The 14,673-nt window shown below is 50.4% G+C and carries 12 protein-coding genes and 4 pseudogenes; 11 read left to right on the forward strand and 5 right to left on the reverse strand.

The features are described 5' to 3' along the window. Window positions 1–76 precede the first annotated feature (76 nt). The 8 genes and pseudogenes from ACFPQ4_RS09710 (at window position 77) to ACFPQ4_RS09745 (ending at window position 7,869) form a co-directional block, all read left to right on the forward strand. Window positions 77–1,342 carry an aminopeptidase gene (locus tag ACFPQ4_RS09710; protein WP_378111618.1) on the forward strand — a complete coding sequence of 422 codons (1,266 nt, stop codon included), beginning with the start codon at window positions 77–79 and terminating at the stop codon, window positions 1,340–1,342. Window positions 1,343–1,686: 344 nt separating this feature from the next. Further along, window positions 1,687–2,025 carry a DUF1801 domain-containing protein gene (locus ACFPQ4_RS09715; RefSeq protein WP_378111693.1) on the forward strand — a complete coding sequence of 113 codons (339 nt, stop codon included), beginning with the start codon at window positions 1,687–1,689 and terminating at the stop codon, window positions 2,023–2,025. Between the two features lie 33 nt (window positions 2,026–2,058). After that, window positions 2,059–2,389 (forward strand): annotated as a pseudogene (locus tag ACFPQ4_RS09720) (ArsR/SmtB family transcription factor). Between the two features lie 2 nt (window positions 2,390–2,391). After that, window positions 2,392–2,886: an SRPBCC family protein gene (locus ACFPQ4_RS09725; RefSeq protein WP_378111619.1), complete on the forward strand. Its 495-nt coding sequence runs from the start codon at window positions 2,392–2,394 to the stop codon at window positions 2,884–2,886. A gap of 296 nt (window positions 2,887–3,182) precedes the next feature. Beyond that, window positions 3,183–4,367 carry a carboxylate--amine ligase gene (locus tag ACFPQ4_RS09730; RefSeq protein WP_378111694.1) on the forward strand — a complete coding sequence of 395 codons (1,185 nt, stop codon included), beginning with the start codon at window positions 3,183–3,185 and terminating at the stop codon, window positions 4,365–4,367. A 117-nt stretch (window positions 4,368–4,484) separates the two neighbouring features. Further along, window positions 4,485–5,048 carry an RNA polymerase sigma factor gene (locus ACFPQ4_RS09735; protein WP_378111621.1) on the forward strand — a complete coding sequence of 188 codons (564 nt, stop codon included), beginning with the start codon at window positions 4,485–4,487 and terminating at the stop codon, window positions 5,046–5,048. Beyond that, window positions 5,045–6,553 carry an extracellular solute-binding protein gene (locus ACFPQ4_RS09740; protein WP_378111623.1) on the forward strand — a complete coding sequence of 503 codons (1,509 nt, stop codon included), beginning with the start codon at window positions 5,045–5,047 and terminating at the stop codon, window positions 6,551–6,553. The genes ACFPQ4_RS09735 and ACFPQ4_RS09740 overlap by 4 nt, the downstream gene beginning before the upstream one ends. After that, window positions 6,550–7,869: an ABC transporter substrate-binding protein gene (locus ACFPQ4_RS09745; protein ID WP_378111625.1), complete on the forward strand. Its 1,320-nt coding sequence runs from the start codon at window positions 6,550–6,552 to the stop codon at window positions 7,867–7,869. Before ACFPQ4_RS09740 ends, ACFPQ4_RS09745 begins: the two co-directional genes overlap by 4 nt. A gap of 175 nt (window positions 7,870–8,044) precedes the next feature. Here the strand turns inward: ACFPQ4_RS09745 and ACFPQ4_RS09750 are convergent, their stop codons facing one another. The 4 genes from ACFPQ4_RS09750 to ACFPQ4_RS09765 form a co-directional block, all read right to left on the reverse strand. Continuing rightward, window positions 8,045–8,461 carry a winged helix-turn-helix domain-containing protein gene (locus ACFPQ4_RS09750; RefSeq protein ID WP_378111627.1) on the reverse strand — a complete coding sequence of 139 codons (417 nt, stop codon included), beginning with the start codon at window positions 8,459–8,461 and terminating at the stop codon, window positions 8,045–8,047. Between the two features lie 153 nt (window positions 8,462–8,614). Continuing rightward, complete coding sequence (locus ACFPQ4_RS09755; protein ID WP_378111628.1) at window positions 8,615–9,739, reverse strand: GerAB/ArcD/ProY family transporter; 1,125 nt, start codon at window positions 9,737–9,739, stop codon at window positions 8,615–8,617. 27 nt (window positions 9,740–9,766) lie between these two features. Further along, window positions 9,767–10,843, reverse strand: coding sequence for a Ger(x)C family spore germination protein (locus ACFPQ4_RS09760; RefSeq protein ID WP_378111630.1), 1,077 nt, complete (start codon window positions 10,841–10,843; stop codon window positions 9,767–9,769). A 21-nt stretch (window positions 10,844–10,864) separates the two neighbouring features. Further along, on the reverse strand, window positions 10,865–12,421 hold the full coding sequence (locus ACFPQ4_RS09765) for a spore germination protein (protein WP_378111632.1): 1,557 nt from the start codon (window positions 12,419–12,421) through the stop codon (window positions 10,865–10,867). 70 nt (window positions 12,422–12,491) lie between these two features. Between ACFPQ4_RS09765 and ACFPQ4_RS09770 the strand changes: the two are divergent. The 3 pseudogenes from ACFPQ4_RS09770 to ACFPQ4_RS09780 form a co-directional block, all read left to right on the forward strand. Then, a pseudogene (locus ACFPQ4_RS09770) lies at window positions 12,492–12,794 on the forward strand (transposase); the annotation flags it as partial. A gap of 12 nt (window positions 12,795–12,806) precedes the next feature. Next, window positions 12,807–13,394 (forward strand): annotated as a pseudogene (locus tag ACFPQ4_RS09775) (sugar kinase); the annotation flags it as partial. Window positions 13,395–13,442: 48 nt separating this feature from the next. After that, window positions 13,443–13,739 (forward strand): annotated as a pseudogene (locus ACFPQ4_RS09780) (MFS transporter); the annotation flags it as partial. A gap of 98 nt (window positions 13,740–13,837) precedes the next feature. On the opposite strand, the gene ACFPQ4_RS09785 reads toward ACFPQ4_RS09780, so the two are convergent. Then, complete coding sequence (locus tag ACFPQ4_RS09785; RefSeq protein WP_378111634.1) at window positions 13,838–14,671, reverse strand: helix-turn-helix transcriptional regulator; 834 nt, start codon at window positions 14,669–14,671, stop codon at window positions 13,838–13,840. Window positions 14,672–14,673 lie beyond the last annotated feature (2 nt).

The following is a 14,673-nucleotide window of genomic DNA, read 5'->3' on the forward strand; positions in this document are numbered from 1 at the left end:
GTCGATTTTCCTTCGGGTGCCTACTTTAAGCGTGCTATAATTCTATTATCTAAAATTCATTTTGAGGAGAGGTCTTATGGCTTATCCGGAGTCGTGGTTGAACAATTATTGTGATGTGATATTGAAGGTTGGATTAAACCTTCAACCGGGTCAGCCGGTCGTGATCGGCGCAGGTCCGGAGATGTTCCGAACGCCGATCGAGTCGCAGACGTTCATTCACAGGCTAACCCAAAAAGCATATGATTACGGCGCAAGCGAAGTCGAAATACATTGGTTCGATCCCTTTATCTCGCGGCTTCAAAAGGAACGCAATTCGATAGAACTGCTGGCGGAGTACGACAGCTGGAAGGTGGATCGGTTTTTGCAGGCAGTGAAGAAGGATGCCGCCTTCGTCATGACTTATGCGCCGGATCCTGCCTTATTCCATGGGATAGCTTCGGAACGTACGGACGCCTATCGCAAAGCCGAGCTGGGAGCCATGGCGCCATTTCGCAAATTTTATCACGGCACTATGGAGGTAAGCTGGGTTGTCGCTTCAGTCGTGACTAGTGGATGGGCGCAACGCGTATTTTCTGAAGACACGATCCCTGAGGCAAAAGAAAAACTGTGGGAGCTTCTGCTGAAAGCGGTGCGCGCGGATCACGAAGATCCGGTAGCCGCATGGAAGCTTCATCTAGACCGGCTGCGCGAGAGGCAAACATACATGAATCGGATGCAGTTTGCGGAGCTTCGTTATGAAGGTCCGGGCACTCAATTGACTGTCGGGCTTCCCGAACGGCATGTTTGGATTAGCGGAGCGACGACGAAGAACGGCAAAGGGATCTCGTTCACTCCTAACGTTCCGACCGAAGAAATTTTTACTTCGCCAGACCGCGTTAGAACGAACGGAACGGTTCGTTCCACGATGCCTTTAAGCTATGGCGGAAGACTGGTCCGTGATCTGACTTTTCACTTCGAGAAGGGTAAAATCGTGAAAGCGACGGCAGATCTGCCATCCGATGAGCTGGCTTCCGTGCTGGGACTCGATGTCGACGAGGGAGCGCGTTATTTGGGTGAAATCGCATTAGTACCTCAGCAATCCCCCATTACGCAGATGAACACGCTGTTTTATAATACGCTTTTTGACGAAAATGCTTCTTGCCACTTAGCTTTCGGGAATGGTTTTCCGATCGCGATCGAGGACGGGACGAGATTAACATCGGAGGGGCTGCTCGGCCGGGGAGTGAATGTGAGCGTCGTTCATGTCGACTTTATGATCGGATCCTCAGAGCTGAATATTGACGGTGTAACTTCTTCCGGAGAGGTTGTACCTCTCTTTCGCAAAGGCGACTGGGTTGTATAAAACAAACAGAGTCCGACAGCTGGAGCGATTGGATTAGCTACATGTCCAACCCCATAGCAACTGGAAATGAAGAGACGCCTAAAGACGTATAGCAGTATGGAAACGTAAAATACATCGCCATTTGGGCCGAGTGCCATGGCGGTGTATTTTTGATGATTCGAAGTCAACACGGAGTCAACAATTGGTTCGTGAAAGTACTTACAGAACGGACCAAACGCGCGCTCGTATGTTCCGCATTACGCTGTACGGAACATTGAATATTCCTTTACTGGAATATTCCTCATATAGCATACTTGGTTTCTGAGAAACAAACAATTGCGTGGAAAGGAGTTGATAAGGAAATGATGAACGAAGAGGTTACTGTCTATATCGAGAACTTGGGAGCGACATGGCAAATTGAACTTGCTAAGCGTCTAAGAGAGATCGTCCACCAAACCATCCCATCAATTGAAGAGCGAATTCAATACAAGAAACCACATTTTCTGAAAAACGGTCACTTCGCTGCGGTCATATCGCCTTCAAAGGATGCGATTGCCTTCATGATCATGAACACCGCTGGCATGGAGTTTCCGAAGGGCTTCGAAGGACCACCGGAACGCAAATGGATCAAAAATAAAGAGGGAGTTTCTCCGGACTACACCTTGCTTTCCTCTCTGCTTGCTCAGTCCTCCCAAGCGCTCTAATGAAGAGAAAGCTTTGAGTTGGAGGAGATTGAGATGCATCTGGAAACCCTCGGTGCTTTAGCAGAGCCTACCCGATTGCGGATTGTAGAGCTATTGCGCAACGGCCCTATTACCGTAGGGGAGATTGCGAGTAAGCTCCAACTCCGGCAGCCACAAGCATCCAAACACTTAAAAGTACTTACCGAAGCACAAATCGTAGATGTGCATCCGGTTGCCAATCGTCGATTATACAAATTAAGATCCCAGCCCCTTCAGGAGATGGATTACTGGCTTAGCACGTTTCGCAGTCTGTGGGAAAATCAAATTTGATCAGTTGGATGAGTATCTAACGCAACTTCAAAACCAAAGAAACCGGGAGGAATAGAAGTGGAAAACCATGAAGTGTTGTTGACTCGTGAATTTAACGCACCGCGCGAACTCATATTTAAGGTGTGGACGGAGGCTGAGCATTTTGGCAAATGGTGGGGACCAAAGGGATTCTCACTCGAAATAAGTAAGATGGATGCTCGTCCGGGCGGGATGTTTCTCGGCTGTCAGAAATCCCCTGACGGGATGAGTATGTGGGGGGAATTTGTTTATCAAGAGGTGAACGAGCCAGAGAAACTTGTGTTCGTTCAATCGTTCAGCGATGAACAAGGGAATACAGTACGTGCTCCATTTAACCCGAATTGGCCGCTTGAGATTATCAACATCTTGACCTTTACGGAGGAAAATGGAAAGACCACAGTAACATTCAGCGGCGGTCCAGTGAATGCATCAGAAGAAGAATTGGCAGCATTTGAAGCCATGAAGCCGATGGTCAAACAAGGGTTCGGCGGTACATTCGAACAGTTGGACCAATACTTGGCCAGCCAACAATAAAGGGGAAAAGCGACGTTCCATTACGGGATGTCGCTTTTTTAGTTGGCTCGCTCTTTGGTAACGATAGTTCGCTTTGAAGACGCATGGATTCGGCCTTCAGCCGATCGTCGTTCCACTCTCGCAAATCCCGTTTATTTATCGTTTCGGCTTTGTCCCGATAACCTTTCAGCAAGACATGCGCAACGTGTTCGCGCTCACGATCGATTATGTAGAAAATTTTGTAAAGGATAGTGGGTGAACATGTCGAATATTACACCAAGATAACTTCATCCCTCCGCGAAAGAGAGCCGCATGTGATGCAGCCTAAAACCGTCATACTCGGATCGAACTTTTATACCGGATTAAGCATCATTCGTGGACTTGGCGCTCACGGCGTTCATACCGTCGCGATGGACTATTCCTATAAGAATACGTATGGCGCCCGGTCCAGATACCTTCGCGAACACCATATCGTTCCGCATTACAGGGAGCATCCGGAGCAACTGTTGCAAGCGCTAATCGCTTATGCCAAGGAGCAGAGCACAAAGCCCGTGCTTTACCCCAGCGTCGATCCCTATGTAATATTCGTTGATCGGTACCTTGACGAGCTGCGTCAATACTACTTGATTCCGATGACGGAGCAAGGCTTGTGGAGCGATATTATGGATAAGGGCCGTCTTTATGAGCTGGCCGCTCGTCATGGCGTCTTAGTGCCTAATTCGATCCATCCGGATGAAGAGAGGTTCGAAGAGAGAGTCGTAGCGGACATCGGATTTCCGTGTATCGTCAAGCCGACGGACTCGCCCGCTTTCGTCTCGAAATTCAGAGAGAAAAATTTCTTGTGCTTGAACATCGAGGACGTACGGGCCGCAGTCGGCAAAGCTGTCGATGCGAAGCTAAACGTCATCGTCCAGCGCGTTATTACGGGCTTCGACGATCAAGTGTATACTTTCGATGCGCATCTGAATCAATCCTCGAAAGTCACGCATTGGATGACTTGCCAGAAGCTGCGCCAATTTCCGATCCGCTTCGGCGCTTCCACCTTCTCGAAGCAGAAGCATATTCCGGAGCTATTCGATATCGGTGCGCCTTTCCTGGAAGCGATCGGCTACAAGGGTTTCGCGGATATTGAGTTCAAGAAGGATGCGACATCAGGTCGCTTCTATATGATTGAGATCAATGCCCGCACGACGACGCTTGACCCGCTTTTTCGCAAGTGCGGCCTTAACTTTCCTTTGATCCTCTATCGCGAGCTGACTGGCCAAGACATCGGCACCGGGTATGTTCAGAAGGACACAGGCATCGCGATCTGCTTCTTGATCCAAGATCTGATTGCATCGAGAGACTATCGGAGAGCGAAGCAACTGAACGTTCGGCAGATTGTCAGCTCCTACTTCACAAGAAAAGCCCCTGCGGTATGGAGCTTTAAGGACCCGATGCCCGGACTGCACTTCTCCGCGATCATGGCCAAGAAAATCATCAAGAGGCTATTGCGAGCGTAACTGCTCGCAACTAGCCTCTTGTTCGTCCTATAATTCCTTCAATTACTTTATATACCGTTGAAAAAAAAGGAACTTTGCAGCGTCAGGCTCGTTGTTTGGTCAGAGGAGGTTGCCGGAGTGGATTACGAGTATATCAAGCAGATGGACGAAGGGATCGACCGCAACGCCTTGCTCGACGAACTGATGATGACGTTCGGCAAGGACGTGTGGAACTACGCGTTCTTTTTGACGCGTCGCCGGGAACTGGCCGAGGATATCGCCCAGGAAACGTTCATAAAAGCCTACAACGCGATTTATTCATTCCGAGGCGGGATGACGATGAAGGCGTGGCTGCTCACGATCGCCCGCAACACGGCGCGGGATTACTTCAGATCCGCGTGGTTTCGCCGCGTCCAGCTGGTCTGGGAGGAGTGCGAGACGAGCACGTTCCAGCCTTCCGCGGAGAAGCAATGGTTCGTCTCGCTCGAGCAACGCGAAGCGTGGAATGCCGTGCTGAGCTTGCCGCGGAAGCTGCGCGAGACGCTGTTGCTGTACGCGCATCACCATCTCGCGCTGAAAGAGATCGCGGAATTGTTGCAGGTTAATGAAGGGACAGTCAAGTCGCGCATTTTCCGCGCACGGGCCGCGATTAGCCGCAAGCTAGGCAAGCCTACGGCTTTCGAAGGAGGCAAGCGTCCATGAAACATTCCGAATGGGAGAAACACCTCGAAGAGCTTCCGCTCGGCAGTGGCGGCTTCTCCCGGAAATCCATGAAGCAAATTAAGGAGAGGATACGATTGAACGGCAAACGCAGAAGCCCCATCCGAAGCATAGCGATCGCGGCGGTCTGTACGCTGTTGGCGGCAATCGTCTGGGTGGTCGGGGATTTCCGCCAGATGCTCCTTCCGAGCTCCGGGGCGGCGGAAACAGACGAGCAAGAGTTTCGGTTGACCGTACAGTATTACGACAAATTCAGCTTTATGGCCCGGTTTGGCTCGACGTATATGCTCGATCATCCGAAAGCGTCGTTCGATGTCGTCGTACCGAGCGAGGAGTACGGACAGAAACAAGACTTGGCATCCTACAAGAAATGGGTGGGCGAATCCAACGCGGACGTTCTCCGAGTTCCGCTCGCTTTCGTCGACGACCTCGCCGCGGACGGCATGATCGTTCCGCTTGACGATCTGATTAAACAGGAAAAATTGGATCTCAACGCACTCTACCCGTCCTCGGTCCAACTGGTTAAGGAAGCGGGCAATGGGCGGATATACGGCATCTTTGATGATTTTGATATGAATATGCTAATCTACAACCGGTCACTGTTTCAGAGCAAAGGCGTGCCGATCCCCGAGACAGGCGCAACATGGGACGACATCGTCCAATTAGCCGCACGTTTCGAAGGTGCGAGCGATCAGGGCAAGCCGGTGTACGGCTTCTCATATGGATCTTCGTCGGATCCTTTTCGAATGATTAATGATATTGGGCTGTCCCAAGGACTATCGATCTTGGATGCGAAGGGCCACCCTCAAGTAAACGGCGCCACCTGGAAGGCCATCTGGAGCCAAGTATCGGAAGGCCTTCGCAAAGGCTGGATCAGCGACGAGTTGTCAGCTAATGCCGAAGAGTCCGATCCGTTAAAGGCGGCGATAGCCGGCAATCCGTTCTATAACGGCCGCTCTGCGATGACGCTGCAGCCGTACCTGTCGTGGTACGTCATGAGCGAAGCGATCCGGCAAGGCTTGTTGCAGGACGAATGGGGTGCGATTCCGCTGAGCGCGCCTACAACCCCGGGCAAAATTAGCTCGCTGACCGACGGCGTGGTCTATGCCATTAACGCCAAGTCTGCCAATCAACTGCAGGCGATGAAATTTATCCATTATCTCGCAAGCAAGGAACGCTCGACTCAAGCCGTCGAGACGGGGGGACCGCAAATGCTGCTCGCGGCGGTGCCGGACGCGAAGATAGGGGAAGGCTCTCCAATCGGCCGCTACTACGAGTCCGAGCTGGACGTATCCGCCGTACTGCTGCAAGCGGAGCGCAGCCAACTGCCCGCGTATTACAGCGTGATGAGCGTCCTGTCGGCGAAAGCGAACGCGGAGGTTCGGAACATTGCGGCCGGACAGTCGACGGTCGACGAGGCGTTGGCGCGACTGCAGGCGGATGCGGAACAGGCTGCGTTCATCGGCGGATCGGAGGCGAGCCAATGAGGGCACGAGGGCGCTTCGTTACCATGGTGCTGGTGGTTTGCATGCTCGCAGCGTCTAGCGGGTGCACCGGCAAGACTAAACCTCCTGCAGAGCCGACCGAGCTGAGGATAGCTTGCGTCAATCAGATGACGTTCGACGCATTTTACCGCAGCGCCTTACAGTCCGTGTATCCGAATACGATATTCAAGATCATACCGATGGACGATCCGAGCTATTACAACTTAACTCTCGATATCCGAGTCGCGCTCAAATCCATGTTCGAGAAAGAGAAGCCGGACCTCGTTATCCTATATGTTCCGCAATACAGATACGCCGCGGATGCGGGGTTGCTGCGCGACCTCGAGAACATGGCGTCGTTGAATAAGTTCGACCTTAGCACGCTGTACGAGGGGATGCTCGACAGGGTACGGAACAATGAGGAAGGCAAGCTGTACGGGCTCTCTCCTCTTTTCCACAACACGGCGGTCTATTACAATAAATCGCTGTTCCAACGCTATGGCGTGCCGCTGCCGAATCAGGATATGACCTGGGACGAGATTCTACGATTGGCAGGGTTGTTCGTAGACCGGCCAGGGGGCGAGGAAGGCGTCAAAGGCTTCAGCATGAGAACGTTGACTAAGCCATACGATCTCATGTCCCAGATCGCCCAGACCGAAGGGATCGAGATGTACGACAAAGCCGCCAACCGTCTTAATTTCGATAGTCAATCGTGGCATTCCCTTATCTCTAAGGTCATCGCCGCCTATGAGCATGGTACATTCAATGCCGAACCCTACAAGGCTAAGGGCAACCTTATAAGTCAGGGCGAGATGCATGATCGCGACCTGTTCGCCCAAGGGAAGGCGGCGCTCACGGTCGAAGATGAGTATTACGTGAAGCAGCTGAACCGTCAGAAGCTATCGTTCGAGTGGGATCTGCTCCCTGGACCGGTCCAATCGCGGGACCCGAGCCGGGGCGGGAACGTTGCGGCGGACTCCATATTCGCGATTCCCGCACAGTCGGATCATCCCGAGGAAGCTTGGAAGGTCATCGAAGGAGTCATGTCGGAGACAATGGGCGGAATCTATGCAGATTCCGAATTCGCGTTGCCCGTGCAGCTCAATGGAAGATTGACGAAGGATCCGCTGTACGAGGTGTTCTACAAGTTGCGGCCGGTACCGCAGCAGGCGGAGTATTCGCTCGGCGTCAACGAGAAGAACGAACTGTTGCGGGTCATCGACGACGAGACTAATGCGGCGATCGGGGGGCGCAAGCCGGTCGACGACGCCATTGCGGCGATTCAGGAAGCAGGCTCGCGACTGCTGCCGGATCGTTAAAGAAATAGAGAGGAAGCAGGGTTGAGGGCTGAAATAGGCTGCCTTTGAGCGAAAAAGGCGCGCCATCCCCGTCGGATGAGCGCGCTTTTTGTTTGCAATGTCATGCGACCCTCTAGCGAGGACTATTGCTTAATACCCATCCATATATTGATAAAAACTTGGATGTTATTTCAGCTTAGTCGCGGAGCCTGTAAAGAGCGAAATCCTTCCCGGCCAAGGTATACGTAGGTTTCGTATAGCTCATGCCCAAACGACTCATCAGTTTGGAAGCGCCACGAGTGGAGTAGCTTTCACCGAATTCGCGTTCGATATAATTACAAATCAGCTCAAGCGTCCAATTGAACTTTGTAGTGAATCCGACTTCGTGGGGAAGGGCATCCATGATGGTTTGTTTAAGTTTTGCTTGTTGTTCCTCAGTCAATCTTTCACATCGCCCAGGAGCAAATTTGATTTGCAATCCATCCAATCCGGATGTCTCGTAGCACTGCAGATAAGTTCCTACTGCACGTTCCGATCTGCCAATGATCGTGGCAATCTGAATCTGAGTGTAGCCAAGCAGGCTTAATCGGACAGTTTGATACCGTTCGAACATCCGACGACTCTGCTCCGACTTATAGTCATCACTTATTCGACGTCTAATGTTTGGAAACCTTTACCATAACTAAGAAACATGCTGGTTCAACTTATATAGCACGAAGTGAAGTTTTTTCACCCGCATGAACTCCCGGAGCCTTGCCATTCTATGTTAAAACCTTGGATGATCGGATGACGGGCTGCCGGAAACATCCGGCGGACTTTTTTTCATTTGCGTGATGATGAAAATGATGGGGACATATGCACATACGAAATAGAAGCCGATATGATCATAAACATCTTCCGCAAATTCGATCATTCTGCGTTCATCCAGTACATTCAATATGATGCCGCAAGCAAGCACGAATAGGATTAAAACGGCGCGTTGCTTGATCGGAATCACATTTTTCAGCGCGCGGCACGCCCCCCACAGGCTTAAACAGATTTTCGGCAATACAGCAAGGCACCACATTGAGACCACGATATATTCGAATCTTTCGATAAATGGAAGCTCCACGATCTTGATCATGTGGATGGTTGGCCAGATGACGTGCGGAAGGCGAGCGGGATTAAACAACAGGAAAGAAACGATCGCGACCGTCAAATAAATGAAAATGGAAAACATAACCCCGATATGGGCCCATTTTTGAGATTTTTCCGGATTTTTGATAAAAGGATAAAACAGGAGCAGCGATTCAAAGCCTAGAAGCGGAGGGAGCATTTCCCGGGTCGAAATCCATATTTCGTTGAGCGAATGATGGAAGAAGGGAAGCAGGTTGCTGAACCTCGCGAACTCCAGAGGAAAAAACACAAGGGGAAACAAAATGAGAAAAGGAATGACCACGCCCCAGAAGCAGACGCCGGTGATGACCCGAAAACCGCCTGAAACGATGTAATAGATGAGAAGCAGAAAGATGATGCTGATCTGCCATGTCTTCATCAACGGAAACATCCATACTTGGACCACTTCAATGTAGGAACGGAGAGAGGTGTACGCAGCCAGGAGAAAATACAGGCTGACAATGACGTTTAATCCGTTTCCAACCCACTTGCCGAAGCAATACCGATTGATGGAAGTGACATCCTTCTTCGCTTTGTTCAGCGTCCGGTACATCATCCAGACGATGATCGGGATGCCGACTCCGCACAAGAGGATGGAAATCCACGCGTCATAACCCGCCCCTTTGATCAGATCTCTTTGGAAAGACGCCAGCCTGATACCGATCTGGTTGGAACTGATCAGAAAGAAAACGAAGTACGGTGTGACCAAGTATCGTTCGTTCATGAGGGATTTCATCAGGACACACCTCGAATTCGGAATGCGTTATTCCACTATGCCGGTTTGTATGATTTTTACTTTCGCACGCACCGTGGTTTTCATGTGCGGATAAAGAGCCTGAAACCTATTGAGGTCCCAGTTTCTCGATTTCGCTCGCACCTTGTCCCCGAAACCGATCGGATCCACGTTTTCCTTCCGAAGAAAGTCCAGGAGGTTTTCCAAATCTTCTCTCAATCGTTCATCGATCAGCTTTTCCAATCGGATGGTGTCTTTATTCTCCGTCATCCGGAACCAGGGCGGCAAAGCTTTGATTTGCGCTTTCATAGATAAAGCGATGGAGAAGCTCGGAGAGCCATCGGTTTGTTGAAGGCAGTAGCGGGGTCTTCCTTTCAGATTTTTCAACAATACATAACCTTCTTTATCGTTTTCTTTGATCTTCATCTGATATTCTCCGTTTTGGGTTCCTTCCATGAGCATCTTCAACAAGAATGTCTGTTTCATGCTGATTTTATCGACAAATTTAGCTTTGCGAAATAAAGCCAGCCCGTCCACTTTGATTTGGCCTCTTTCGATGGTGTAGTACGCGGTGTATGGATCTCTTCCTTCAGAGGCGAGATTTTCCAAGAAAATATGCAAATTCATTTTGGGCAAATCCCCGAATTTGATAAGCTGCGTGATTTTGCTGTTCAAGTGGAAAGGGATATTGACTTCCGTACTCGCTTTCATGATCATCTCCGCAGTCCCCTCGGCTACGGCCAATTGGGTTCGGCTTCCGATTTCCGAAATCCGGCTGAAATTGGTCAACAAGTTGCCGATCCCTTGTCTGGCGAACGCTTCCCCAAATATGATCATTCGTAATTGGCCGGTTTCAATCGGGTTCGGCACTTTGGTCGACAATCTCGTGAGCACTTCCTCATGCGAATCCGCTAACGTCTTCAGCATGTATAATTTGACCTTTCCTTTTTCTTCGAAATTGGGATAAATGACCGCTCCGGCAACTTTGCCGTTCTGCAGATCGTAGCCCAATCCTTGAACGAGCTGGATACTATCCAAAACTCTTTGATTGGCGCATCCGGCAAGAAAGACAAGCGAACAGAACGCGCTGATTAGGAAGGCTCGCATGGGTCACCTCGCGGACGGGAATTATTCATCGAATTCATTGCGCTTTTTGGCAGGATTATTCGGATGATATCGCCAAATCGATTTCGGGCGTAAATGGGACGGTCGTTTCGTAGTGACGCTAAACGGCGCACGAATGATGCTGTCCAACATATCTTTGGCCCTGAACGGATACAAAGGAACGGTATATGGCGTGCCTAACGATTCTAACTTTGTTAAATGGGCGATCAAAAAACAAATGCCCAAGACAATCCCTAATCCTCCCCAGATGGCTGCCAGTAGGATGAGCGGAAACCGCAAAAAACGGATGGTGTTCGACATTTTGTAGATCGGAGTCGTAAACGAAGCCAACGCCGATAAGGCGACAATAATAAGCAGAACGTTGCTGGTTAATGCCGCTTCAACGGAGGCCTGTCCGATCACGATTCCCCCGACGATGCCGAGCGTTTGTCCGACTTTGGTCGGCAGCCGCGCTCCGGCTTCCCGTAGCAGTTCGATCGTGATTTCCAAAAAAAGGACTTCCAAGACGGGGGTAAAGGGAACGTTATGACGCGAAAAGCTCAAGGGAATGAGCAGAACCCTTGGAATCATCTCATAATGAAAGGTCAGCACGGCTATATAGATGGAACTCGCGAATACGGAAAACATAACGCCGAATATGCGGATCAATCGAAAGGAAGATGCGATGATCCAGGGCAAAAAATAGTCTTCGGGCGATATGAAAAAATCAAGCAGGGTAGAGGGAGCGGTTACGACATAAGGCGATCCTTCGCTGAAAACGGCGACTTGCCCGTTGATCAAAGACCAAACCGCCCTATCCAAGCGCTCCGTCGATAAGGAAAGGGGAAACGGAGTCGTCGAATTGTCGGAAATGATTTGATGGATCTGGGAAGAGTCGAATACGACGTCGAAATCGATCCCCTGCAATCGTTGAGTCATCGTCTCAACATGCTTCTCGTTCGTGATGCCTTCAATATAGGCGACGACGACTTTCGTATTGGAAATGTTGCCGATTTTGAATTCCTTTAAAATCAATTTCGGGGTGTTGATTTGCTGCCGCAGCAAATGGAGATTGATATCGATGTTTTCCACAAAACCGATTTTCGGTCCGACCACGCTGAATTCGTTTTCCGCATCGTTTTGGCTGCGCAAACCGGCTTGGATATTAGACAAGTTGATTAATGCGCATTGGGAATCATTTTCCCGGATTTGCAGTATCGCGTATCCTTTAAGCAATTTGGACTCAATCTTGGTGATATCGTCCATTACTGCGATATCTTCAATCGGAATCCATTGATGAAGGTTCTCCAACTCGGCTTGGTTATCCGGATTCGCGTATTCTTCTTGAAACCGTTGCAATACGTGTCGCCGAAGTTTTTGTTCGTCGATCAAGGAATTGTAATAAGAGAGGACGAACATGCCCGGTTCATTCGTCAACGAATGTTGTCTGAAGTCGCTCGATTTACGCGCGGTTGCAAGCAAATGGCCGATCCCTTGAGTAAAGGGAAAAGAGGCCGCTGATTGTTTTTTTTTCTTATGAAGCAAAAGCGCTTTGAACAACATCCCGGCAACTCTGCGCATGATATTTCCTCCTGTCCCGGCGATGGAGGTATTTTATGTCAATCAATAAAGTTCTACTCCCTGAATTTAAATCGCCACGGTGTTGGATAATGCCAGAGCGCATCACGCCAAGTTGCTCGAGCCTTTCCTTAAGAAGCAACGTGATCGGCTTGAACTTGTCTTTCTACCGCCCTATAGTCCCGAACTCAATGTTGTGGAGGGACTTTGGAAGTGGCTGAAGGCAGATGTGGTAAATAATGTTTTTTACCACACCGTCGCTGAAATAAGACAGAACGTGCAATCATTTATGGAGCAAATCATGAAGGAACCCCAAAAGATAATTGATCGTCTTTGTATTCGTTTAGAATCAGGAGTTCTAACCGAAAGTCTCTAGTTCAACTTATATAGATGGGACGGAATTCGGTTGCCCTTCCAAGCCTCGGATCTTAGGTTGATTATTCCGGACGTTTTCAAGCTGAAACGGCCCGTAAAGGAAGTCACCATGGCCAAAGCAACGCTGAATGACGGACAGGTTATGTATGCCGTAAATGACCTGTTCATCGGCCAGCGTACGCATGTGTCTGCTAGGTATCACATCCAATTGGGCGAGAGACATGAATTTCAGTCTTCGAGCGGGATCATTATCTCCACTGGGCTTGGCTCGACCGGATGGATGAAAAGCATCCTGATGGGAGCTTCAACGATAACAAGCAGTATAATTGATCAAAAAATCAAGTTGCAGAATAATAACGAATTGGTATGGGATAGCGATCATTTATATTTTTCGGTGCGCGAGCCTTTCCCGAGCCGAACATCTTCCGCGGGCATAATCTTCGGAAAGGTGATGAATGCCCAACCGCTTAAGATATTATCGCAAATGCCCGAAAACGGCGTGATCTTCAGCGATGGCATCGAGAGCGATTATTTGCATTTCAATTCCGGCATCGAAGCGAAGATTACCCTATCTGAAAAAACGGGGCATTTGGTCGTTTGAAAGATTGCTTTTTCCCAGTATGAATAGCACTGTTTACTCGACAGCACGGTTATGAACGTTGCTTTGCCGACTTTGATGGACGATTTCGGGGCTACCTACAATACGATGCAATGGTCGATTACGGCGTATACGCTGGCGCTTTCGGCGGTTATTCCGTTGGCCGGCTGGCTGACCGATCGATTCGGCGCCAAAGTTGCCGCCTTCGGGGATACGTTCTTCATTGCGGGATGCATCGCGGTTGCCGGCGCTTTATTGGCAATCTTGCTGCGGAATCCGAAAACCTCGGATGAAGATGGAGCTGAAGGATCGGATGATGCCCACGCTCCCGTCATGATGGGGCATTAAGAGATTTTGACTGGATAGAGGAAGGGCCGGGAAGCACACCGCCTAGGTGTGTCTCCCGGCCCTTTTTCCGATGACTCGGCTGGTGAACTTACATCGCACTACTCCCCCGAGTACCGCTTGCGGAACCGGAGCGGGGACTCGCCGAAGTGCTGCTTGAAGCAATTCGAGAAGTACGGCGCGTACCGATAACCGACTTGCTCGGCAATGCGGGAGACGGGCCACTCCGTCTTGAGCAGCAGCAACCGGGCTTGTTCCATCCGGTAACGGAACACGTACTCCATCGGCGTGCATTGGTTGACCTCTTTCATGCATCGGGCGATATAGTTGGGGTGAAAATGCAAAGCTTCGGCGATCGACTCGTTCGTCAGCTCGGATTGATAATGCTGCCGGATATACGTATAGGTTTTCTCAGCGATAATCTCCGAGGGGGAAGGGTCGGCGGCCCTTCTCCCTTCCTCCATGTAACGGAGCAATTCGCTGAACGCGCTTTGCTGCTCCCAAAGGGCGACGGAGCGCGGGCGTACCGCGAGATCGAGCAATTGCTGCATAAACCGGATCGTGTAAGGGATGTCCGAAGCGATCCAGTGCTTGGGCAACGCTATCGTATCCAGATTCGGCGAGTCCGTCGTTTCCATCCAATCCGAGGCGCTCTGAAAATGAATCCAATAGAAGACCGTACGTTCGTCGCAAGGCTTCGAAGGATAATGGCGGCGGTTCGGCAACAGCAATAGCGTGTGTCCCGCGGACAATGCCCATTGCCGGTCTTCTTCTCCTATGTACAGCGTGCCTTCGACGACGAATAGCAGGTCGAATACGCCGATGCCCGTGCGATTAGGGTGCATGTCCCCCGGCTCGTAGACGGCCTTTCCGCTTTCCAGGAAATAGGGCGTGGGAGGCGCTTGGAACATTACGACTAACGGATTTACGGACATGA

The sequence above is a fragment of the Cohnella yongneupensis genome (assembly GCF_042655785.1).
In the GTDB taxonomy this organism is placed as follows: domain Bacteria; phylum Bacillota; class Bacilli; order Paenibacillales; family Paenibacillaceae; genus Cohnella; species Cohnella yongneupensis.